We start from the raw sequence: 24,280 nt of genomic DNA, 5'->3' as shown, positions 1-24,280 counted from the left end.
AAAGCGGCCTCTTATTGAAATTAAATTTTAGTTCTTAACTCCGCCCCATGGCACCTTTGATAAGTAAGCCGCTAGGTCCGCAATATCGTCAGCAGAAAGCTTTTTTACGATTGTTAACATTTGTTGGTTAACACGGGCCCCTGATTTCATATCAAGAAGTTGTTTCTCAATATACCATTCCATTTGCCCACCGATTCTTGGTGCTTTATTTGCTGCTTTACCAGAACCATCTTTAGCGTGACATGCAATACATTGCTTATAAAGTTTATCAGCTCTCACTAGCTGTGGAGTATCAAGAGGGATTAAAGTTTTTTCTTCAATAACTTCATCAGTTACTTTCGGAGGTGCTGTAACTTCAGCATGCTTCTTAGCAAGCTCAGCTACCTCAACAACGTGAGCAGCGTGTGCTTTCTTTGCATCTTCAAAATTATATTTATCATTGTTGACTTCAATACTCTGATAACCAGAAAGGTTCATAACAAGAACTAGCCCTACTAGAGTAAGGGAAAAAAGCACTAAACGATACATCGTTTCTCCATTCAAAAAATTAATCTACTTTTAATGGCTTAAGTATAAATCCACTGACTTATTTTGGCAATTCCTTTAGCAGGACATCTCCAAGATAACGCGACACACATAATAGACGATCTACATTATAGGGTTTATAATTCGCCCTGATATTTTACTAGTAAATTCAGGAGCTTTTAATGCAGTACAACTTTGGTGAAATTGAACCAAAATGGCAGAAGTTTTGGGACGACAACAAAACTTTTAGAACAGACTCAACAGACAAATCTAAACCTAAATACTATGTATTGGACATGTTCCCATACCCTTCAGGAGCTGGTCTTCACGTAGGTCACGTTGAAGGTTATACAGCAACAGATATTCTTGCTCGTTTCAAAAGAATGAACGGACACAACGTTCTTCACCCAATGGGTTGGGATTCATTTGGACTTCCAGCAGAAAACTATGCCATTAAGACAGGTACTCACCCAAATGTGATTACAAAAGAAAATATTGGAAACTTCACAAGACAACTAAAAGCTTGTGGTTTTTCATATGATTGGGATCGCGAGATCGCAACATCAAGTATTGACTACTATAAATGGACTCAATGGATCTTCACTCAACTTTATAATAAAGGTTTAGCCTTTGAAGATGAGATCTCAGTTAACTGGTGTCCTGAACTTAAGACAGTTCTAGCTAACGAAGAAGTAATTGACGGTAAATCTGAAGTTGGTGGTCACCCAGTCGTTAGAAAGCCAATGAAGCAGTGGATGCTAAAAATCACTGAATATGCAGATCGTCTTTTAGAAGACCTTGATGATCTTGACTGGCCTGAGTCTCTTAAAGAACTACAAAGAAATTGGATTGGACGCTCAGAAGGTGCTCAAGTCTCTTTTGCTGTAAAAGGTGTTGATTCAAAGATCGATGTTTTCACAACTCGTCCAGATACTCTATTTGGTGCAACATATATGGTTCTAGCTCCTGAACACGACCTTGTTGCACAAATCACAACAGACGATAAGAAAGCTGAAGTTGACGCCTATATCAAAGAAGCATCTCTTAAGTCTGATCTTGATCGAACAGATCTTAACAAGAATAAGTCAGGTGTTTTCACTGGTGCTTATGCAATCAACCCACTTAATGGAAAAGAGATTCCAGTATGGATTGCAGACTATGTTCTCATCTCGTACGGAACAGGTGCGATCATGGCCGTACCAGCTCACGATGAAAGAGACTGGGAATTTGCTAAGAAGTACGATCTAGAAATCATTCCAGTTCTTGAAGGTGGCGATGTAAATGAAGCAGCTTTCACTGGAGATGGAACACATATTAATTCAGGATTCCTTGATGGTCTAAACAAGGAAGATGGGATTGCAAAAGCAATCTCTCACCTAGAAGAAAATGAAATTGGAAAGAAAGAGATTAACTACAAACTTCGCGACTGGTTATTTTCTCGTCAAAGATACTGGGGAGAACCATTCCCAATTCTTAAATTCGAAGATGGAACAGTAAGATGTCTTGATGAAGATGAACTTCCAGTTGGTCTTCCAGAAGTTGAAAAGTACGAACCATCAGGAACTGGTGAATCTCCACTAGCTCGTATTGATGACTGGTTATACCTAACTGATCCAAAGACAGGAAAGAAAGCAAGACGTGAAACAAATACAATGCCTCAATGGGCAGGTTCTTGTTGGTACTACCTTCGCTTTATCGATCCTAAGAACTCTGAAGTTGCTTGGGATAAACAACTTGAAGAATACTGGATGCCAGTAGATCTATACGTTGGTGGTGTTGAGCACGCTGTTCTTCACCTACTTTATGCTCGCTTCTGGCACAAGGTGCTCTTTGATCTAGGACTTGTTTCAACAAAAGAGCCATTCCAGAAACTTTTCAACCAAGGTCTTATCCTAGATGAGCATGGTGAGAAGATGAGTAAGTCTAAAGGAAACACTGTAAATCCAGATGACATCATCAAAGAATACGGAGCAGATGCTCTTAGACTTTATGAAATGTTCATGGGGCCACTTGAGAAAGTTAAGCCATGGCAAACAAAAGGTGTAAAAGGTGTTTTCAACTTCCTTAGAAAGTCATTTTCTTTCTATGGTAATCCAGAAAATACTTATGAAGGTGCAGAAACAAATCAAGACGTTCTAAAACACCTACACAAGACAATTAAGAAAGTTACTGAAGATGTTGAGAACCTACGTTTTAACACGGCAATCTCAGCAATGATGGTAATGAATAACGAAGTTATTAAACTTGGTAAGGTTTCAGTTGAAACTGCTAAGGCGTTTACAAGACTTCTTTCTCCATTTGCTCCACACGCTGCAGAAGAGATGTGGGCAAACTTAGGTGAAACAACTTCTTGTTCTCTTGCCGCTTGGCCAGCATTTGATGCTGACCTTGCAAAAGATGACCTAATTACAATGGCCATCCAAGTTAATGGTAAGACGAGATCAACAATTGACGTTCCAGCGGATATTTCAAAAGAAGACTTCCTAGCTCAAGCAAAAGCTGATGAGAAGGTTGCGAAATTCCTAACGGGAACTATTGTTAAAGAGATCTACGTACCAGGTAGAATCTGTAATATTGTTGTTAAACCTTAAGTAGCACTCACCCTAAGAGCAAACTTGTTTAAAGGAAACTTGAAATGACTAAAAATACATTCTATGCAACGACTGCAATTGACTACCCAAATGGAAGACCTCATATCGGTCACGCCTATGAGAAGATCGTAACTGACTCATACGTTCGTTGGAATAAACTTCTTGGAAAAGAAACTCACTTCCTAACAGGAACAGATGAGAACGGACAAAAGCTAATTGAATCAGCAAAAGCAGCTGGACTTGATACACTTGAATTCGTAAATGCTAATGTTGAAGTTTTTAAAGAACTTTGTACAAAAGCAAATATTCAATACAATGACTTCATCAGAACAACAGAAGAGCGTCATGCTGATACATGTGTTGAACTATGGAAGAACCTAGAAGCAAAGGGACTGATCTACCACGGTCACTACTCTGGGAACTACTGTCTTTCATGTGAGTCTTTCTATACTGAAGCACAAGCTCCAGATGGAAATTGTCCAGAACACCACAAGCCACTTGAACTTAAAGAAGAAGAAGGTTTCTTCTTTAAGCTAAGCGAATATCAAAAATGGATTATTGATCACCTAAAAGCTAATCCAGACTTTATCGTGCCACAAGCAAGATACAAAGAGATCCTCTCTCGTCTTGAAAATGACGACCTAAGAGATCTTGCGATCTCTCGTCCAAGCCAAGGTTGGGGTGTACCTGTTCCAGGTAATGAAAACTTTGTTATGTACACTTGGTTTGATGCTCTCATTAACTACTACTCTGCTTTAAACACAGACCAGAGAGAAAAGTTTTGGCCAGCAGATATGCACGTTATTGGTAAGGACATTCTTTGGTTCCACTCAGTAATCTGGCCATGTATGCTAAAGGCCGCTGATCTTCCACTTCCAAAACAAGTTTATGTTCACGGAATGGTACTTGCTGAAGATGGAAAGAAAATGAGTAAGTCACTTGGTAATGTTGTTGATCCATTTGAAATGCTTGAAAAATATCCAACGGATACTTTCCGTTACTATATGCTAAAAAATATTTCTTCTTCAGGTGATGGAAAATTCTCTGAGCAAGAATTAGTTGATAAGCACAATAGTGAGCTTGCAAATGACTATGGTAACCTTCTTATGAGAGTTATCAAATTAGGTCTTAAGAGCTTCCCTGATAAAGTTTATACTGCACAAGGTGTTACTCAAGAGATCGATGCGCTTCCACACTTTGAGCGCGCTAAAGAGTTCATGGAAAGACGTGAGCACAATAAAGCAATTGATGCTATTTGGGATCTAATCGTTAGCCTTAACCAATACGTTAACGACAAAGAACCTTGGAAGCACAAAGCTGATGAAGCAGCATTTGCACCAATCGCTTATAACTGTTTCTACGGAATGGCCGCAGCATCTTATATGCTTCAAGCTTTCCTTCCTGAGTGTACAAAGACTGCTCTTGAATATATTGGTTCAAGTGTAAATGGGTCTGAGCTTATGGAATTTGGTAAGGCGACTTATACGCCTCAACCGCCGGAAGCGCTTTTCCCGAAAGTAGAATTAAAATAACTGCGGCATCTTAGCGAAGCTAAGATTTGACGCTGTTATAGCTCCCTTACACTTTAGCTAGAAAATAATTTCAACAAGCCTGCGTTTATGCAGGCTTTTATGTTAAGGATGAATTGTATGTCAGCGAGAGGCAGGAGCCGGAGCTGACTGTTGTCTCAGGAGCAATGGGAAAGTTGAAGAATAAAACGAAAAGAAAAATCTACAAACACTCATTAACAATATCATCATCAGAATAGAATTTTGCACGCCCTACGATTGTTCTAGTATCAATAATACTTCGAATGTCATTTGTGATTTCCATAAGAGGTGAAATTTTATCATTCTCTATAGTTGCTTTGATATTAGCAAAATTCTTTAAAACAATGGTATTTTCCACAACTTCATATGTACTTGATAAACTAGTTGTAAAAATCATTTGATCGACATTTGCAGGAAATGGATACTCAGAATAGGTCATGTCATACGTCTTTGCATTCCTATTAAGAATTATCTTAATCTGGGCCATGTAGCGCTCGCCTGCGATTTCTCTTGAAAGAATTCCAGTGAATGATAAGGCCCTATGCTGGCGAGTATTATTTGAACAATTACCTATGGCCTGAGAATAGAATGCTTCTTCAACAGAGAGGCTCTCCAAAGGATTAAATTTTCCACCTACGACAATGTCACTCTTTCCACATGACGATAAAATTGAAACAAGTAAGAATAAAGTAAGAAAATTCCTCAACATCAACCCCTAAGTAAATTAAAACTTAATTTATTGTAGGATACATAAAATGTTATTGAAAGGAATTATTATTGAGGGCAATTGATATTAATCATTATCGTTTTGAAACAACCGAAAGCTGCGCCTACGACGGCCAGCTTCGGTTAATATTTAAATCACATGATATTAATAACAAGGAACTTTGACGACGTAATCTCCATATTTATCGACAGAATATTTTTTGAGGTTCTGAGCTCCACTACCAGGAATTTGATATACATTTCCGCCACTGATGATGGACTTCCAATTACCACTTCTAGCATGTAGGTAGAAGATTCCATTAGGGCTAACTGCTAACTCACTTGTTTCTCCTGCTCCTACAGTATAGAAACCTTCCCTCACCCATTCACCTTCTACATTTTTGTAGTTAAGTGCGATTCTAGTAAAATCGTTTCGACACGTATTTTTAACAAGAATACGTACAAGATTATCTTGTTTAACTTTTTTCGTAATCCACTTCTCTTCAAATTCATTAGTCGTCGAAAAGCTTCCATCAAAAATTGTATTAATGATTTTCTGTCTTTCTTTAGATAGAAAACTACCGTAGTTCATTCTAGGACTCTCACTAGTGATAACTCCATGAATATAGAAATTATCGTATTCTGAGTTGTAGACAAAAATTGGAGAACCACTTTGTCCTTTAATAACATCACATTCTACATTTAATGAAAGATGGTTATAATTACTATTAGAGATATCACAGCCTGTTTCATAAAATTGTTTTGCATTCGGCTTATCACTAGGATAACCAATTGTTAGTGTTTCACCACTTGGGAATGATTCTTTTCCCCAGTAGCCATGAGTTCCAACGATTTGCCCTGCGTGCCTTCCATCACTGTCAGCACCAAGCTCAAGTATCGCAATATCTTCAGAAGAAGAAAAATTCTCATTATCATAAAGTTCAGGATGATAGACACGAACAACTGGATAACGTCCGCTATCAAAATTATCGACACCATCGATCCCTGGATAAAAGTATGTATTCTTAAGTAAGTTATTTGTATCTGAGAGGTATGCACAGTGAGCTGCTGTAATAACAAATTTATTTTTTATAAGTGTCGCGCTACATGTTGCAACCTTTTTAATTCCAGAGTTTCCAAGTTTTACATCAGACCTTAACTGGCCAACTTTTCGATAGAAAGTTTTATTTAAGTTATTGATCGTTGATCTTCGATCATCTTTTCCAAGAATTGAATTACTACTACCTGCCTCGACTGCTTTCTCAGTAATTGCACTGTCATTTTGACAAGAAGTAAGCCCCATAAGGACTGCCGTAATACAAATAAGCTCTTTTGCTCTGATCATAGTAAAACCTTTCATTAAGTTGATTAATGATTAGATTTTAGAACTTCTGCGGGTAAATATCTTCTATTGTGAACATATTTCATAGGCCGTTCAAGACAAGTACGGCCAGAAGCCATGTATTATTAAGCACTTAGGCAATAAAAAAGCCTCCATTCGGAGGCTTAATTATTCGTTGTTTTCCAAATTCTACTAAATTCCGTGTTGTGAAATTAGTCGTTGTCGTATTGATTTGAGCAATTCATATAGATTGGAAGGTGGTCACTCATTACCTCTTTTAGATAGCTGTAATAAGTCTTATCAAATAATTGAGAGTCGATCACACGATCGTAGAACTCTTGCTTGCTTTCTTCGATATCGAATCTCTTCACAAGCTGACCACTCTTTACCGTCATTTTATTTTCAATAGAACGTACATAATTGCTTACAAGTGACTCTACTTTTTCACGGCCACCAGCTTTTAAGCGGTACATATCTTTTTCTCTTGTCGTTGAATAATACATAGCATTTGAACGAACTAGGTATCTTCTATTAATGAGGCGAGAAAAATCTCCTTCAATGAAGTTGAAGATCTTAGCAGCACCATCACCTTGGCAGTTAGTCGTTTCACTAGGATCAAAAAGGAAATGATCGTAGTTACTCTTTGTCCCATGAGTAATTGTTCCGTCAGAAAGGCTCTTTCCAACGGCCATTGAAGTTGCACCTTCAATTCTAATCTCTAGGTTTGAGAAGTCATTAAAGAAAGTTTCCCAATAGTTATTTGAGCTCTCTAAATTAAAGTCACCCAGAATAATATAGTCTTGTTCGTAGTATGACTTTCTTAGGTAGTCGACAAACTCGGCCATTAGTCTAACTTCGGCAAAACGAGCATACTTAAGTTGAGTTACACCTGGCCCAATATCTTTATAGTCTTCGACACCATAAACATTTTTAAGAATTTTTTTCTGAAGAGCTTCGTCTGAAGGAGTGTTATGAATAACGTGCGTTGCAAGTAGAGTAAAATCAAACTCACCTGATTCAAATGTCGAAATAAATGGCCTTCTTGAAAATAGCCCATCTACATCACGCCCAAAAGTCTTCTCATCTAAAACAGGAAGACAACCAAACTTACCATTTCTTCCATAACGATCACGACAGTAGTTAGTCTTCTTTAGGCTAACAACGCTACTTCTATAGTAGAAGCCTGTTAGTTCTTTTACAGTCGCATTCTCACTTCCTTCTTGCTTGCCTGATAGAACAAGAGACCAAGAAGAATCTAGCTTTTGTAATTCTTTAAGAAGAAGAATATATCCTGGAAAATCGTATTGTTCACGAATAAGAGCTAGCTCATTTCGTGTTGTTAATGAGTTTAGGTCACTATTAGTTGTTTCAATTTCAGTTAGACGGTTTGTGTAGTACTCAACGATTGCGTCATTGTGTCTCTTACTCAGTCCGTTGTTTGAGGTAAGCTCAATTGCTGCAACAACATCCCAGTGATTAATCACCTCAGCAACTAATTGATGATCTTTGTATTCTGTTTGAGTCGCACCTGGCTTAAATAAGTTAAAGGCACCAATGCGAACATTCTTTGACTCTTTCTTAACTCTCTGGCGATCGTAATTACCAACAAACTTAGAGTAGATTTGATATTCAGTTTGGCACTCTACTTCACCTACTGCACCGGCCAGGAAAATTCTTAGGCGACGACAAGTTTCAATCTCAGATTCTGTCGCTCCATCGATACTTGCTAAGGCCAAGTTTGGCAGTAAAAAAGTAGATAAAACTAATACCTTAAATAAGTTTACCATAATACATTCCCCAAAGTGAGGCGTCATTGTACCCAAGTGAATATCTTAATTCAAGAATTGTTCATCTTTATAACATCCTGATTTCCTTGATATTTCGAGGATTCACAACCATAACACACAGCTCCTTACTAAATATTTGATCAAAATTAGCCGATATTTAACTTAAGAAATTATCAGAAGAGGGTTTGAATGAAATTATCATCAAAAATAGTATTCCTAATGCTTACGAGTCAATTATCATTTGGTTCGGTATTCAGTGTATTCAAGTCGGCAGGTCACGGCCTAGATGAGCTATTAGTCAAAAGTGGGATCGCAGATCAAGAAGTGAGATCTGTTGTTGCCAACAATATTGAATTAGCTATGAAAGATCTTTCTCATACTGGAAAGAAAGAAGACTTTAGCATGAATACTTTAAAGATGATGGTTTCTGGATCTCAAGATAAGGCCCGCTTTCAGAGAGTAGAAGAAGTCTTTTCAAAAGAATCGGCCACTCCTGAAGAAATTAAAAACGCAATCAATAACTTTGTCTATCTGTCACAACGTTATGGTTATAATAAGAGCGGTATCCTTTCATGTGCACCGTGTGTGAATAAGAATCTATCTGATGCTGGTTTTAACTTTGTCCTATCGGAGATGAAAGATGATTACTCACAAAGAATCTTTAAGGTGATGTCTCGTTATAGCTCACCTGTTAAGTTATCACGCCAGATCAACTCTGCAGTTAAGTCTCAGAAATGGTCAAGTCGTACACCAATGCTTAATGCAACGGATGAAGAAGCACTACTTTACTTTTTAACAGCAGAGAAAGTTGGTTCACCTGTACAAAAGGATTTAATCGCGGCCATTAGAGATGTTTCAGTTAGTGGTGGAAAGGTTGATCTATTCAGCAATACAAACGGACACAAGTTCTACTCTTTCCTATCGAGTGGATTTAGTGATGCAGAAATGACGGAACTAACTCGTCTTTTAAAAGCGACATCTGATGAGATGAAAGATACGAAGAAAGGTACGATGGATGCTTTCTTTGATGTTCTTCAAAGAGAAGCGGATGAAGCAAGAACACCAGCAACTCGTCAAAAGAAGCTGGCACTGCTTGAATATTTAAGAGATCCAGATACTAAGTGTTTTTCTAAATAGACTAAAAAATTTCGACGCTACCAAGTGTTCCATTGTCCTTAATTTGTAGAACTTTGAGAGCATTTAGGTAGCGTTGTAAGCTTCCAATATTTTCTTTTTCAATTGTATCTCTCATAACTTTATAAGCTAGTCCCGAAAACTCAGGTGCCTTAAATAGTCCTTCAACATCAGCACTTGCCCATAGGTAGCGAGATAAAGTGTTCTCAATAGTTCCATTTGGAGAATAAAGAATTCTATTCAGCTCTGAAAATGTTTGATCAGGAGTAAGGCCATCAAAGCTTACACCGTACTTATTCATAAACTTAACAGTAGCGCGATCACTTTCTAAATTTCTAATAATACCTGAAATTGCCTTCTCTTTTACTGTCGCAATCATCGTTTCAACTTCAGTAACTTCTTTTTTAGTCATCTTTGGAAGTGCCTCAAGAACAGATACTTCAAGTCCACGGTATAGATCACCTACAGTCTCGGCCATAAGAACTTTCTTCATTCCAAGAGTCTCACGAGCTGAGCGACGAGCAACTTCAGAGATCAGTCTTGCACGTGCAGTAAAGATCTTTCTCATTAATACACCTTCTCCAACAGCTGAGATCACAGGAAGTCTTTTTCCAAAGAACCCACCAGTGTGAGGAGCACCTTGAATTAGCATATAAGGGAAGTCTCTTTTTCTTAGAGGAATCTTCACAAAAATCTCAGTTAATACATCTGCATTCTTAGCAATATAATCAGCTAATTCTGCTTCAGGAAGTCTTTGTAGTTCATCATAGATCTTAAGGAACTGACGACGGTTCTTAGCAAGGTTTGCAGTATTCTCATTCCAAGCACGAACAATCCAGTTTGTCCCAGTCATATATTGACCCTGGTCTGCTTTTCTCACTCTTAGTTTTGAGCGTGCAGCTTTTGAAGAGTTGCTTAGTTTAGAAGCATTAAGCCTCTTCACATAGCTTCCCATATAGTGTCTTAGCTCTAGTGGGCTACCATTAAAAAGTTTTGAAACAGTATTTCCAAGGGCCTCATCTACTTGAGAGTAATTTAAGTTAACAGCAACATCACTTGTATAACGATAGATTCCACCATGTGAGCGAGTGATTGCTTCTTCAACACTTGCAACAATATTCTTAATTGCTTTGTTATAACTCGTCTGAGATAGCTTTCCAGCTGTATAATTAGCTTCAATACGATCCATTTTCTTAAGAGTTTTCTCAACGAACTCTTCATCTAAATCTAGGTTTCTTAAATTCTCAGCGATATCATCCATCGACTTAGAAGAAAGCATTTTCTTAAATACATCACTATATTTTTTAAGTCCTAGAACTAGTTTTGCAAATTCAACTTCTGATTCATTAACGATAACAGAAGCATCTTTTCCAGATTGTTTTAATGCTTCTTTAATTCCTAGTTGTGAACGATTCTTTACAATGGCCTTCAGTGATTCTTTGAAGATTTTTGAACCAACTGAAACACTTCTTGTCAGGATTGAAATCATTGAGATTGTTCCAATAACTTCAAATGCCACGGCCATCCACCCTCTTGCAACATTCTCAGTAGAGTTTGAATCAGTGAAGCCAAGATCGGCCATTTCACCTACATATTCTTCACTTCTATCAGCACGAAACTTTACTTTTGTTTCTAAGCGAATTGCATTTGCTTGCATACCAAATCCGACGGCACCAGCACCAGCGATAGCTAGTCCACATAGTCCACCAGTAACGATTGTACATGAACCAGCAGCTAGAACAGCTCCCATACCAAGTAGGAATCCAAATACACCATTAAACATGGCCCACTTTTCATCGCTATTCCAATCATCCATTCTGTCCATTAACTCTTTTGGAACAGCAGGAATTCCAAGAAGCTGATTAAGCTGGTCTTGAATTTTAACTGTTGCATAAAAGTTCTCTTTAAGACTATCAATATCGTCTTCATCAATTTGGCAAAATTTATTCATCTTCTTATAAGTATCTTGCTGACGCTTAAGAGCTGATCTCTTTAAAATCTCTTTATATACTGGAGTCTTAAGATCCATATTTAGCTTTAAAAAGTTATGCACTAATTCATAGTCATCAAAGATATCAATACTACCTGGACGAGAATCAAAGATTTCCGCTCTTTCTGTATGTGACTTAGCTGCTAAGATCTCTTTATAAAAAGCGATTTTTTCAACATCTTCTTCTTGTAGACGAGCACTAATATCTTCTGTTGTTTGATACAGTAGGCGCCCTTCAATTGTTTCATTTGCAGCATCTTCAATTTGATTACGCTCTAAAGTTACCTTATTCGATAAAGAATCGATTAGTTCAAACGCTTTCTTTCCTGAGTTAAGCTCTGCTGTCATAATTTGAGTCGTATCTTTGTTAAACTCATCAAAGATTGTATTCCATAGTCTCTTATACTCATCTTTCTTTAACTCACTAGTTAGAAAGTTAGGTCTGATACTACGGTTCACTTTAAGGATCTCTGCGGCTTCTTCAAGATTCTCAAGGTAAGCATTCATGTTGTTATTAAAACACTTATAGCTATAATCAACTCTCATTCCACGAGAAGTTTTCTTATATGTCTTAACTCGACCATCTCTAATATTTTGAAGCTCCTCACGAGCGACAAGATAACCTAGTCTCACTTTTGCTAGAGGGTTTAGCGCCTGCATTTGATCTAATAAATAATCGTACTCATTTGTTACTAGCTCAGGAAAAGCTTTTGGTCCTGTTCTTAGGTAATCAAATACCTTTGCAAGAGTTACATAACTCTCCTTAACCTTTGCTTGATCCAGACGAGCAACAGGAATAAATTTTCCATCAATCTTTAAAGAATCGATATAACTTACAACTCTGTTAAGAACATTTGATTTTCTTGATAGTCCCTTACAAAGCTGAGCTGGGTTTCTATAACAAAAACCGAATAGCATATTATTATGACGTGAACCTACTTTAAACTCTTCTTCATCTTGAAGCTCTAGCGCCTTCTGATAAAGAGTATTAAGTCCCCAGTTACGGTAAGCTTCTTGAGAGTATAAAGATGGAAATTCAATAACAACTCTATTCTTCTTAAGTTCATTTTTGATTGAGTCACTAATAATATCTTCTAAGTTCTCAGTTCTGGCCTGGGCCATTTTTGATGCAAGGTATGGAGAAGCATTAATTGCTGAAGGATAAATATTTTCAACATACTTCTGATCACCTTCATAAATATCAACTTCAATTGTTTTTGATTCTGGAACAACAGCAATGATATCATTAATAAGAGCGATATCCTTAGTCGTTACCTCTTTAGACTTTCTTGTTCTTGATCCTCTCTCATAAGAATAGATATTTTTCTTATACGCCTGAGCAACTTCACCCATCTTCATATCAACAAATTTATTATATGCATTAACTTCGTCAAAGCCAGCCTTTAGAAATTTTTGGTAAAAATTAGTTCCTTCCTTACCTTTTGCCGCTCTTAGGAAGTTTTCAACTGAAGTAGAAGCAACCATTGTCTCAGCTAGAGGGTTTAGCTCCTCAGCTTCCCTAACACTCATAAGCTCTAGATTACCTTCATCATATGAAAGCCCTGAGTTCTTAATAAGGTTATCTAAGTATGTTTTTGCAACAGACTCATCAACCTTAAGTTCTAAAAGGTGTGGCCATGAACCATTAACTTCACTACGACAACTTTTTGGAATAACGATCTTATCTTCTTTAGACTCGATCATTAGGTCATAATTTTTAATTTGAGTTGCCATCATTTGAATCGTAAGGATTCTAAGAGCACGTAAGTAGTTCTTTGCACTTGGTGATTCATTAATTGTAACAACATCTCTTTTAGAGTTTAGGAATGTATTAAGCTTTAACTCAACATCACTTCCATCAATATCTACAGTAAAGAAAATCTTATCCTTCATTTCACCGTGAATCAGAAAGTTGTATAGCTCTGTATCCTCTTCAATGAAGTCTGTCGTAAGCTTAGGTAGAATCTCATTCATATTAATGGCCGACATATTTCTAAATGGAGATAGAATTACCTTAATGTCATATAGGCCCTTAACGATAGAATCATTGTAAGTAAGAAGTAGCTCTTCTTTATCTGCATAAGCTTCATTTGTATTATTGATAATATCTTCAATCTTAGTCTTTAGTGACTTCGCTCTTGAAAAGAACTTTAGAGCTTGGGCCGAATAAGTATCGATTTTTCTATTTTGTTTACGATTTAGTTTTTCATCAACTTCAACTTCAGCAATAACTGCAGCAATACTTGAGAATAGATTATCTCCTCTTGTAACTTTCTTTGCTTCTACTTGTTTTTGCTCTTCTTGGTAATCTTTTACACCACATGAGTTCTTCTTAATTGAATCAAGAAATGTAATGAATTCAGTTTGAAACTCAGCTTCACCTTGTGACTCTTGAGCGCTTTGAGCTTGAAAGCCTTGTGCAATTTGCGCCATTTCTTCTTCAGATAGATCGCTTGAAACGCTACCACGAAGATTCTTCTTAATCTCTTTTAGCTCTGCCAGAGTTTCGGCCAGGTCATAAACACTTGCCACAGATCTTGTATTTTCGATCGTCTGAGCAAACGCCATTTGGAATGAACATAGAGAAATAATAATGAATGAGATTAGCTTTTTAAGTTTCATGCCCTATATACTGCAATCACAGTGCCAACTAACAGGTACAAAACAACAATAATTTCATGCACTTACAGTATTACATGGTGTCTAAAAAGTGAACATAGTGTCTACTTCATGTGATTTGATCAAATGGCCTCATTCAAGGCAAAGTACATCGTAAATTCTTTTTCTCGACCGTAGGCGATGTCTACACGGGAATTAAGGTTTTGCTTAGGAAGAACCTTGTAGCGAATTCCTGTTCCAATATGAGCTAATGGGTCTGCTTCAAAAAGATCTGATGGAATTTCATTTCCAACTCGTGATTCTCCCCCAAAGACAAATCCTACCCCCGCAAAACCAGCAACGCCAAATTTTCCATTCATAATGGATTCAAAATAATGCTTATACTCACCTTCAAAACGGATCATATTCGCACCCTCATAAACTTTGCCAGTGTATCCGCGAGGGCCACGTGAGCCGTAGTTATAATTATAGTTTGGGTTCGTATCACCAAGATTGAAACTTGAATCAAAGAGCCAAGAAAAGAGATGATTAGAATTTCCAGCAAGCGAAATATACTGCGATAGCGTCGCCTCAAGAGTTGTAATATTGTCATCTCCACCAAGATTCTCACGATAGAAATTTGTACGCGTATTTAAATAGAATCCACTTGTTGGTGAAAAGGTATTGTCGCGACTATCGTAAAAAAGATTAAATTTTAATCCAGTATTGCTCGCATAATTTGCAGGATTTATATCGGCCTTAAAAATAACCTCATTCCAAATAATCCCTCCACCAATAAATAAATCCTTCCACACTCTTCGATTAACGTTAACGACAACAGCTCGAATTTTATTTGAAGTATCAAGAAAGCGTTCAAGGTCAGCTTGAAACATCTGACTTAGAATATTTCCTTCAAGATACCCACCTGTTAGTCGCCACTTATCTTCACCTAAGTGAAGCTTAGTTCCAATAGCACCCATGGCCGTTCCATTTGTTGTAATCTTTCCAAATGCACCAATTATTGAAGGTGGTACTGGCCTTAAGTTGTCCTTGTACTTTCCGTCATTTGCATCAAAGAGATACATTCCAATTAGATCAAGCCCAAGCTTAGTACTTGGCATATATGATGGGCCCGGCACAATGACAAATTGCTTATCATCAAGTCCAGACGTTGCTTTCACGTCTCGTTGCACTTTTTGCGCAAAAGTCATAGAATGAAGTAGAATTAACGCTAGTAATAAAAATCTCATTGGGGATGCCTATGTTTAAGATAGTTTTTATTTTATTTTTATCATTCTCCTTTTCTTTTGCAAATAATATTAATTTCTACCAATCGGTCTTTCCTAGGGCCACAAAGCTTAAGAAAGTGAGTGTTGTCGATTCGATTAGTGACAATCCAATCAATACGACGATTCAAATTGCTTATGACAAAGATGGAAAGAAGCTTGGCTTTATCCGTGACGTGGATACAACAACAGGCTGTGATAGTGCATGCCTTCCAGTTGTCTTCACTCTTTTCTACAATACGAATTATGAATTTCTAAAGCTTAAGTCAAAAGTTGGGCTTACAAAGAAATTTCACAAACCAATGACTGACGATGATATCAATCGTCTTCATCTTCTTATTGGATTAAATCCAGCGGCTTTTAAGAAAGTTAAGCATCCGAAAGATATGACAGATGCTCTAACTGGTGCGACTAAGAAAGAGTATGTGGATGCAGTTGTGAAAGACGCTGCTTATTCGACGTTGAGAATTAATCTTTATAATCAAGATACAATTAAACAATTAAAAAATTTAAAGTTATAGAATAAAAAAAGGGAGCTTACTAGCTCCCTTTTTATTTTCATGAGGTTACTGGCCTCTTAGATCTTTTCTTAGAATCTTCCCAACATTTGACTTAGGAAGTTCTGTTCTAAATTCAATAATCTTCGGTCTCTTATAACCTGTTAGGTTCTCTTTACAGAAGGCCATCAATTCTTCTTCTGTTAGGGACTGATCATTTTTAACAACAAATAGTTTTACAATCTCACCCGACTTCTCATGTGGTACACCAACAGCAGCACATTCAAAAACTTTAGGGTGAGTTACAATAATCTCTTCGATTTCGTTTGGATAAACATTGAATCCTGAAACAAGGATCATATCTTTTTTACGGTCAACGATTTTAAAGAAGCCATCTTCATCCATAACACCGATATCACCAGACTTGAAGAATCCATCTTCAGTCATAACTTTTGCAGTTTCTTCAGGACGTCCCCAGTAACCTTTCATTACCTGTGGACCTTTAATACAGATCTCACCAACTTCACCTGCATTTAATGTATTTCCATCGTCGTCTTTAATACAAACATCTGTTGAAGAAACAGGAAGACCGATCATTCCATTGTAATCTTTAAGATCTAGTGGATTGATACAAGCGGCAGGAGATGTTTCAGTTAAACCATATGCTTCAATTAATGGTGTTTTTGTAACTTCTTTCCATCTTTCAGCAACGGCACGTTGAACGGCCATCCCACCACCAAGAGTTAGTTTTAGTGATGAGAAATCAACAGTTTTAAAATCTTCGTTATTTAAAAGTCCATTAAAGAGAGTGTTAACACCTGTAAGGGCAGTAAAGTCCCACTTCTTAAGTTCTTTAATGAATCCAGGAATATCTCTTGGGTTAGTAATTAGAACATTTAGCGCTCCAATTTTAGAGAACGTAAAGCAGTTCGCTGTTAGTGAGAAGATATGATACAGCGGAAGAGGAGTGATAATAATCTCTTCACCTTCTTTAACAACTGGAGAAACCCACTCACCTGCTTGTAGTAAGTTGGCCACGATATTTCTGTGAATAAGCTCTGCACCTTTAGAAACACCAGTCGTTCCACCTGTGTACTGAAGGAATGCTAGATCAGAACTATTAATTTCAGGTTTCTTAAATTTAGATTCATCGCCTTTATCAAGGGCCTCAAGGAAAGACTTTGCTCCAGGAAGATCCCAATTTGGTACCATCTTCTTAACGTGCTTAATAACAAAGTTTACAAGTAGTGACTTTGGAAACTTAAGCATATCACCAATCTGAGTTACTAGAACGTGCTCAATTGGTGTGTTCTTTACAACTTCAGCAAGAACAGAAGCCGAGTTTTCAAAAATAATAATTACTTTAGACTGTGAATCAGTTAACTGATGCTCAAGTTCTCTTGCTGTATAAAGTGGGTTTACGTTTACACAAACCATACCAGCACGAAGAATTCCAAAAAGAGCAACTGGATACTGAAGAATATTAGGCATCATGATTGCGACACGGTCACCTTTTTTAAGCCCTAGATCATTTTGTAAATAAGAAGCAAACTTCTTAGAAAGATGATCGATTTCTTTATAAGTTAGAGTCTTTCCCATACAGTGGAAAGATGGCTTATCAGCAAATTTTGCAAAGCTTTCATCTAATAATGCTGGAATTGAAGGATATAATTCAGGATTAATTTCTTCAGCAACACCATTTTGGTAGTGCTTAAGCCAAGGTTTAGTCACAGGACAGCTCCATTTGTTACCATTAATAAATTTAGTCTAGATTTTATTGTATTTTAATTTTTAGCTACTTACAATACGCAATCTGTATGCGTGTTGCATTATAGTGAATGTATTTGAAAATTTCCTTGATGTAATAAATTTTATTAGATATAAGAGTGACCGTTTTGCAAAACACCACACACACTTTAGGCCCCCTGAATTAGGGGCCTTACTTATTTAGAGCCTATGACTAACTCTCACGACGATTCAAAAAAAGATTTCTATATAAATGAAGATGGTAATACTGTCTTCACAAAAGAGTTTCATCTACGTCGTGGTTACTGCTGTGAGAGCGGCTGCCTTCATTGCCCATTTGAGTTCAATGAGAAAGCTGATGATGATTCAAGTAGTATTCCTCTCGAACTTAGAAAGCAGGATTTAAAAGAAGAAGTCTCAGATGAGGATCTAGCAGAGTACTACCTCAAGGATTTCGAATAAAAATTAGACAATTGCAAAATTATTTTACCTTCTAACCCTACCTAAACCCCTGATATCACATTTAAATAATTGGCATTATTCCTGCACCTAAGACAGTGTCTAAATCTTGGAGGGAATATGAAACTACTTAGCTTAATCGCACTTTCGCTAGCATTCACACTATCAGCTCAGGCTTCTGTTAACTTTAAATGCTCTACAATGCGCAAGAATATTGAATTCAATTTAAAGGGAAATCAGATTCAAGTAGAAGGTCGTACTCCTGCCCAGGCCCTAATTGGACGCACACACAAAGTTGGAAACTCAGTAACAAAGCACTACCAACTTGCTGGCCAAAAATATCAAATTCACTTTGATGATGTGACGAATTCAAATGAGATGAATACTTATATCTCTATTCGTACTAAGAATGGGCACGAAGTAACATACCCACTAAGCTGTAATATTATCTAAACTTGTTTAACGACTAAAACCTTAGAGTCCGTTGTTGCCTTCAAGATAGCGGACTCAATATCCTTTACCACTGCCGACTCATACTCTTTAATTTCAGTATCATCAATTTCACAAGTACCTTCTAAAACAACAATCGAACTAATTCCGTTTAGAGAAAGGACACTTTCGTCTCCTGCTCCAAGTACTTTTACTCTTGCATTGAAGTAGTTATTACTTGTTAGCAAACCGCTTTTTTCAAGGTTCTTATATTGAAAATGCTCTAACTCATTAGCACTTGGTTTGAAGTTAATTACATCCATGGCCTTTTTTACATGGAGCTCACGAGGCTTTCCGTCAAGGCCCATGCGATTCCAATCCCAAACACGATAAGTCACACCTGAGTTTTGCTGAACTTCTACAAGTGTAACTCCCTCACCAATAGCATGAATTGAACCGGCCGGAATATTAAAGAAGTCTCCCTTTTGAACATTAATGAAATTCAAAAGCTCATTAACATTCTCACCTCTTTCAATGGCCTCTTGTAATCGATCTTTAGTGACCCCTTCTTTTAGGCCAAGATAAATTCCAGCATCATCATCAGCATCTAGAATATACCAACACTCATCTTTTCCAAGAGCATCTTCGTGGATATGAGCGTATTCATTATCAGGGTGAACTTGTATCGATAAGTTCTTACTCGTGTCGATAAATTTAATTAAATAAGTAAGGACCTTGCCTTCGAGAACTTCTTCGAGGCTTTGGCCATTTTCACAAAGAGAAAGTCCATTTTCTAAAGTTGAAACTTCCCATGTTTCACCTAATGGGCCATCAAACGAACCCTCAGGGTCTTTATATTTCTTTAACTTTTCGCCACCCCATACTGTGGTAACTAAATGTGGAATTTGCTTTAAAATCATAGTGCTATGCTATCGTACTTTCCAGCATGAGCAAAGAAGATTTACCTATTTTAATAAGGTTTAATATGCTTCAAATGCCTATAAAAGCTATGATAAAACATGACTTTAAACTTCCCTGAACGTATCGAAATTCCAGTAATCACTCTTCCCAATATAGTTTTTTTCCCGGGAACATCCCTCCCTCTTTATGTTGTCGATGATATTTTTCAAGACATTTTTGAAGAGGCCACTTGTGCAGGAAATCCCGTTGGGATATCTCTGGCCATGGAAAAAGATTTTGAAACCTACTTCGCATACCCATGTGAAGTCTTTGGTATTGGACAACCTCTTATGATTGAAAGAGTGGATGGAAATACACTCAAGGTGTTGGTACGTTGTATAGGAAAGTGCAAAGTTAATTACCCAACGCAATCTAACCCCTACCCGATGTATAATGTAACGATTTTAAAAGATGATGAATGTGTCATGAGTAATATTGATGAATTCTATCGCCTTGAAAGTATTCTCTACAATTGGCTAGATATTAATATTCCAAATGATCAAGATCGCGACTACTTTATTGAAACCCTTAATAAGCCCGATCAAATTATCAATTATGTTGCCACTTTTATTATCAAGAGCCGTCAAATAAGACAGCTTCTCTTAGAACAAGATAATATCAATGATAAAATTAAAATTTTAAATTCTCTGATAACAGATGAACATATCTTTCATGAAGACCCTATCGTGGCACAGGCCTTTGAAGAATTTGTTAGTGAAAAACTTCAGCTAAAGCAGGCCAATTAAACAAGGGCCACAAGAATATTAATTAAGGCCATTGCACATGCACTAAAGAATGAAAGCGTGAAGTTATCATCTACTCGAGTAGACAATAATTCAATAAAGGCCGTTGCAATAGCTGTAAAGAAAGCAAAGATAATAATTTTCAAGCTTAGTGGAAAATACATAAGCCCATATATTGCCACAATTAAAAATGTCGTTAAAAAACATGCATACGATCCCTCAAAAGTTCGATCTTGCATTACTTTTCTTCTTCCATAACGAATCCCCACAAATGAAGATGCAGGGTCTGCTAGTGAAAGAATGATTGTTGCTAAGAGTGCAATTTGTTCATCAAAGAAAAAGAAAGAAAGTCCAATACCTAGAAGAAAGAAAGGCGTACCTGTAAAGCTATTAATCTCAGTATCTCTTAGAACCCCACGACAAGAGTTAATGAATACCTGATTAATTCCATCAAACTTCAAGCGAAGAATTTCAACTAGTGTAAATAAAGCACTTGCTCCAAGAACAACTATTGAAAACTTATGAGAATCAAGATTAGACAGAAGATAAATTGAGGCAATTCCCAATCCTGCAAAAACATGAACTAACTTTCTTAATAAGTGTGGTTCAAACTTACTTGGGAATCTATAAATACTTTCCATTACAACAATATATAATTTTAGAAAAATAAAATAAAGACCTTTTCGAGGCTTTTTAATTTTGGCTATAATGATGGAAAGTTAAGCAAGTAATACAAGGACGTATTTTGAATAATAGTACAAATTCACATTTAGCAGATGCTGGCCAATATCTAGGTGCATCAAACAATGGCAAGAAAATTTGGGCCATTGGTGGCGGAAAAGGTGGCGTAGGAAAAAGTCTTGTTACGTCAAACTTATCGATTTGCCTTGCCCTAATGGGAATGAAGGTAATTGCCATTGATATGGACCTTGGAGGTGCAAACCTTCACACATGCCTTGGGGTAAGTGTTCCATCGAAAACTTTAAGTGACTACTTCACTAAACCAAATACAAAACTTTCAGATCTAATCACTCCTACTCCTCTTAAGAATTTAAGCTTAATTAGTGGGGCACAGGATAATTTAGGAATGGCCAATCTTAAGGCCGCTCATAAATCAAAAGTTTTAAATGATCTTCGTGAATTAGATGCCGATTATATTCTTCTCGACCTCGGAGCGGGAACAACTAATAATACTTTAGATTTCTTCTTAGGAGCTGATCAAGGTATCTTAGTAACTCTTCCTGAGCCAACCTCAATTGAGAATACTTATCGCTTTATCAAGTCAATCTACCACCGCAAACTTCAGTCGGTTGATGACTTCTTAGAGCTAGGGCCACTTATTGAGAAAGTTCTAAATGGAAAAGTTGGTGAAAACCGCACTCCATCTGAAATTATTGAAAAGGCCATGCAAATCAATGAAGCACAAGGCCTAAAATTAAAGAGAGAAATCGAGGCCATTACTCCAAAACTAGTTATCAATCAGGCAAGAACGCAGGCCGATATTGATATTGGTTTTGCTATGAGAATCATTTCTAAGAAGTACTTCGGTATCAACTTAGATTACGTTGGATTTCTTGAATACGATGCAACGGTTTGGCAAAGTGTAAAGAAAAAGAGACCTCTCATTCTAGAGTTCCCAAATTCAGCACTTGTAAAGAATTTTGAGCACGTTATTAATCGTATTTTAAATCTAACGAAGAAAATTGTTTAATTAATTTAATGAGGAATAAATGAGTAAAGAGAAGAACTATTATGAGGTTTTAGAAGTTGCACCTAATGCTTCGGCCGATGAGATTCAAAAAGCGTATACAGCAGCAAGAACTGCATATAGTGGTGACAGTCTTGCCATTTATTCTCTCCTATCAGAAGAAGAGGCACATAAAGTACTTGAGCTTATCGAGGAAGCTTATAATATTCTAAGCAACCCAACGAAGAGAAAAAAGTACAATCAAGCACGTGGAATTGTTATTGAAGATGATACAAATTACGTTGCAACAACAAAGCCTGAAGATGAAAATACGATTAAAGTGACAAATCAGATGAATCGTCTCGTGGCCAAGAAACGCTACGGCCTAGAGTATGAACAGAACGCGGAGTTTGAAAAAGAAATTGAACAATGTAGTGAGTACACTGGTGAATTCCTTAAGAAAGTTCGCGAATACAAAAAAGTTGATGTTAGTCGCATGTCTGATATGACAAAGATTTCAAAAACATTTTTACAATATATTGAAAATGAAGAAGTTGATAAGATGCCTGCTATCGTTTACGTTAGAGGATTCGTCTACCAATATGCAAAAGTCTTAAAGCTAAATCCTGATCTAGTAGCTAACTCATACCTTCAAAGAGTTAAAGCTTTAAAGGAAGGCAATTAAATTGTCATGAGTGATCAAAATTCTAAGTTTGTTATTAAGATCACCCAAGAAGACCATGATGAGTTTACTCGACTCGATCAAGTCCTTGCTAGTAAGCTTGAGCAATCACGAAGTTTCTTAAAGGAGCTTTTTAAAAAAGGCTCCATTACTTCTAATGTAAAAATTGAACTAAAGAAAATGCCTGCCGTAGGTACAGAAGTTCTTGTTGATATACCTCCCCCAAGAGAGTCCACTGCAAAAGCAGAGAATATTCCACTTAAGATTTTATTTGAAGACGAGCATCTAGCTATTGTCGTAAAGCCTGTTGGAATGGTGACTCACCCTGCGCCAGGAAATTACACAGGAACTCTTGTCAACGCAATCCTTCATCACTGTAAAGACATTCAAGGTGTTGGCGATGAGAAGCGTCCAGGGATTGTTCACCGTCTTGATAAGGGAACGAGTGGTGTTATGGTTGTGGCAAAAAATCAAAAGTGTCACGAAGAGCTTGTAAAACTCTTTCAGGCCCATGATATTGATCGCTACTATGAATGTATCAGTGTAAGCACAAAGCTTGCTCCAGAAGGAAGATTAGAGTCTACTATCGGACGTCATCCAAATAATCGTTTAAAAATGGCGGTGAATGTGCGCACAGGCAAGAACTCTATCACTAATTATAAAGTACTAAAGTATTACCAAAATCTAAGCCATGTTGAGCTTAAGCTTGAAACAGGACGTACACATCAAATTCGTGTTCACCTGAGTCAGCTTCTCAATGCTCCTATTCTTATGGACCCTCTTTATGGTGTGCCCAAGAATGATCTCTTACGAGTTGATAACCGACTTAGGGCTATTATCAAAGATTATGAGCATCCTTTTTTACATGCAAAAATTCTTGGCTTCACTCACCCTATTACGAAAGAAAAATTATATTTCGAAGAACCACCTCCACCAATCTTTCAAGAAGTCCTCGACTTTCTTGAGTCGGAATCGGAGTAGATTTGGCAAAGCTACTTTATCAAAAGAAAATTTCAGATTATCTCTTTGAAGTTTATGATGATCGACCTGATTTTGAATTTGATGAAGTGAAGCAAATCCATTCCTCTATTGTGGTCAATGCTCCTGCTTCCAATGATAATGAAGCTGATGCAATAACGTCTGAGCTCCAGCTCGATCGCCCACTAGCGATAAAGACCGCTGATTGCTTACCCATAGTAATTATTGGTAAATCAGGAGTCGCAAATATCCATGCTGGTTGGCGTGGCCTAGCTGATCAAATTATCCTAAACGACGAAATTAAAAAGATTGAACCTGAAATTATCCTGATTGGTCCACACATAAGTGCTGTAAATTATGAGGTTAGCGAAGAATTTAAACAAAATTTTCCTAACTCCCAAGCTTTTGCCGTGATAGAAGGCAAGTTAACGTTCAGCTTAGAGATGGAAATTAGGGTACAAATTTCAAATAATTTCCCAAAAGCACATGTCATATCTACCAATATATGCACATTTGCAAATCTCAACTATAATAGCTTTAGAAGAAATCAAACAACTAAGAGAAATTATAATATTTTAAAAAGGAATTAAA

General features: G+C 37.0%; 20 protein-coding genes. 11 read left to right on the top strand and 9 right to left on the bottom strand.

Annotation, left to right across the window (positions count from 1 at the left end; genetic code table 11):
• Positions 1-27: 27 nt before the first annotated feature.
• The gene (locus ABMA72_RS12245) at positions 28-528 is read right to left on the bottom strand and encodes a c-type cytochrome (protein ID WP_392858624.1); all 501 of its coding nucleotides are present in this window, start codon (positions 526-528) and stop codon (positions 28-30) included.
• Positions 529-707: 179 nt separating this feature from the next.
• On the opposite strand from ABMA72_RS12245, the gene leuS reads away from it, so the two are divergent.
• A complete protein-coding gene (leuS, locus tag ABMA72_RS12240) occupies positions 708-3,116 on the top strand; it encodes a leucine--tRNA ligase (RefSeq protein WP_393057278.1) in 2,409 nt (802 codons plus the stop codon).
• A gap of 44 nt (positions 3,117-3,160) precedes the next feature.
• Positions 3,161-4,648, top strand: a complete 1,488-nt coding sequence (gene metG / locus ABMA72_RS12235; RefSeq protein WP_392858618.1) for a methionine--tRNA ligase — start codon at positions 3,161-3,163, stop codon at positions 4,646-4,648.
• Between the two features lie 199 nt (positions 4,649-4,847).
• Here metG and ABMA72_RS12230 read toward each other — a convergent pair whose 3' ends face one another.
• The 3 genes from ABMA72_RS12230 to ABMA72_RS12220 form a co-directional block, all read right to left on the bottom strand.
• Entirely contained in the window at positions 4,848-5,372 is a 525-nt protein-coding gene (locus ABMA72_RS12230; RefSeq protein ID WP_392858615.1) for a hypothetical protein, read from the bottom strand.
• A 165-nt stretch (positions 5,373-5,537) separates the two neighbouring features.
• Complete coding sequence (locus tag ABMA72_RS12225; RefSeq protein ID WP_392858613.1) at positions 5,538-6,716, bottom strand: trypsin-like serine peptidase; 1,179 nt, start codon at positions 6,714-6,716, stop codon at positions 5,538-5,540.
• Between the two features lie 209 nt (positions 6,717-6,925).
• On the bottom strand, positions 6,926-8,500 hold the full coding sequence (locus ABMA72_RS12220; protein WP_392858610.1) for a hypothetical protein: 1,575 nt from the start codon (positions 8,498-8,500) through the stop codon (positions 6,926-6,928).
• A 189-nt stretch (positions 8,501-8,689) separates the two neighbouring features.
• On the opposite strand from ABMA72_RS12220, the gene ABMA72_RS12215 reads away from it, so the two are divergent.
• Positions 8,690-9,637 (top strand): hypothetical protein, encoded by a 948-nt coding sequence (locus ABMA72_RS12215; RefSeq protein ID WP_392858608.1) that lies wholly within the window; start codon positions 8,690-8,692, stop codon positions 9,635-9,637.
• Position 9,638: 1 nt separating this feature from the next.
• On the opposite strand, the gene ABMA72_RS12210 is transcribed toward ABMA72_RS12215, so the two are convergent.
• Together ABMA72_RS12210 and ABMA72_RS12205 are read right to left on the bottom strand one after the other, a co-directional pair.
• Positions 9,639-14,246, bottom strand: coding sequence for a hypothetical protein (locus ABMA72_RS12210; protein WP_392858606.1), 4,608 nt, complete (start codon positions 14,244-14,246; stop codon positions 9,639-9,641).
• A gap of 119 nt (positions 14,247-14,365) precedes the next feature.
• Positions 14,366-15,472, bottom strand: a complete 1,107-nt coding sequence (locus ABMA72_RS12205; RefSeq protein WP_393057276.1) for a BamA/TamA family outer membrane protein — start codon at positions 15,470-15,472, stop codon at positions 14,366-14,368.
• 11 nt (positions 15,473-15,483) lie between these two features.
• On the opposite strand from ABMA72_RS12205, the gene ABMA72_RS12200 reads away from it, so the two are divergent.
• Positions 15,484-16,029 (top strand): hypothetical protein, encoded by a 546-nt coding sequence (locus ABMA72_RS12200; RefSeq protein ID WP_393057275.1) that lies wholly within the window; start codon positions 15,484-15,486, stop codon positions 16,027-16,029.
• Between the two features lie 45 nt (positions 16,030-16,074).
• Here ABMA72_RS12200 and ABMA72_RS12195 read toward each other — a convergent pair whose 3' ends face one another.
• On the bottom strand, positions 16,075-17,736 hold the full coding sequence (locus ABMA72_RS12195; protein ID WP_392858600.1) for a long-chain-fatty-acid--CoA ligase: 1,662 nt from the start codon (positions 17,734-17,736) through the stop codon (positions 16,075-16,077).
• Between the two features lie 225 nt (positions 17,737-17,961).
• Between ABMA72_RS12195 and ABMA72_RS12190 the strand changes: the two genes are divergently transcribed.
• Complete coding sequence (locus ABMA72_RS12190) at positions 17,962-18,213, top strand: DUF5522 domain-containing protein (RefSeq protein ID WP_393057273.1); 252 nt, start codon at positions 17,962-17,964, stop codon at positions 18,211-18,213.
• A gap of 117 nt (positions 18,214-18,330) precedes the next feature.
• Complete coding sequence (locus tag ABMA72_RS12185) at positions 18,331-18,663, top strand: hypothetical protein (protein ID WP_392858596.1); 333 nt, start codon at positions 18,331-18,333, stop codon at positions 18,661-18,663.
• Here ABMA72_RS12185 and ABMA72_RS12180 read toward each other — a convergent pair.
• Positions 18,660-19,559 carry a type I phosphomannose isomerase catalytic subunit gene (locus tag ABMA72_RS12180; protein ID WP_393057271.1) on the bottom strand — a complete coding sequence of 300 codons (900 nt, stop codon included), beginning with the start codon at positions 19,557-19,559 and terminating at the stop codon, positions 18,660-18,662. The genes ABMA72_RS12185 and ABMA72_RS12180 overlap by 4 nt on opposite strands.
• Before the next feature lie 99 nt (positions 19,560-19,658).
• Here ABMA72_RS12180 and ABMA72_RS12175 point away from each other — a divergent pair, with 99 nt between their 5' ends.
• A complete protein-coding gene (locus ABMA72_RS12175) occupies positions 19,659-20,345 on the top strand; it encodes an LON peptidase substrate-binding domain-containing protein (protein WP_392858592.1) in 687 nt (228 codons plus the stop codon).
• On the opposite strand, the gene ABMA72_RS12170 is transcribed toward ABMA72_RS12175, so the two are convergent.
• Complete coding sequence (locus ABMA72_RS12170) at positions 20,342-20,983, bottom strand: diacylglycerol/polyprenol kinase family protein (protein WP_392858591.1); 642 nt, start codon at positions 20,981-20,983, stop codon at positions 20,342-20,344. The two genes, ABMA72_RS12175 and ABMA72_RS12170, sit on opposite strands and share 4 nt — an antisense overlap.
• Before the next feature lie 104 nt (positions 20,984-21,087).
• Here ABMA72_RS12170 and ABMA72_RS12165 point away from each other — a divergent pair, with 104 nt between their 5' ends.
• The 4 genes from ABMA72_RS12165 to ABMA72_RS12150 are packed head-to-tail and all read left to right on the top strand — an operon-like array spanning position 21,088 to position 24,279.
• Entirely contained in the window at positions 21,088-22,053 is a 966-nt protein-coding gene (locus tag ABMA72_RS12165; RefSeq protein WP_392858590.1) for a P-loop NTPase, read from the top strand.
• Positions 22,054-22,072: 19 nt separating this feature from the next.
• Positions 22,073-22,714: a helix-turn-helix domain-containing protein gene (locus ABMA72_RS12160; protein ID WP_392858589.1), complete on the top strand. Its 642-nt coding sequence runs from the start codon at positions 22,073-22,075 to the stop codon at positions 22,712-22,714.
• 6 nt (positions 22,715-22,720) lie between these two features.
• A complete protein-coding gene (locus tag ABMA72_RS12155; RefSeq protein ID WP_392858587.1) occupies positions 22,721-23,692 on the top strand; it encodes an RluA family pseudouridine synthase in 972 nt (323 codons plus the stop codon).
• Between the two features lie 2 nt (positions 23,693-23,694).
• Positions 23,695-24,279 carry a polyphenol oxidase family protein gene (locus ABMA72_RS12150; protein ID WP_392858586.1) on the top strand — a complete coding sequence of 195 codons (585 nt, stop codon included), beginning with the start codon at positions 23,695-23,697 and terminating at the stop codon, positions 24,277-24,279.
• Position 24,280: the final 1 nt, after the last annotated feature.

Source organism: Halobacteriovorax sp. CON-3 (genome assembly GCF_043196995.1).
Classification (GTDB): domain Bacteria; phylum Bdellovibrionota; class Bacteriovoracia; order Bacteriovoracales; family Bacteriovoracaceae; genus Halobacteriovorax_A.
Note: the sequence above shows the minus strand (reverse complement) of the source record. Positions and strands in the feature narration are given on the sequence as shown.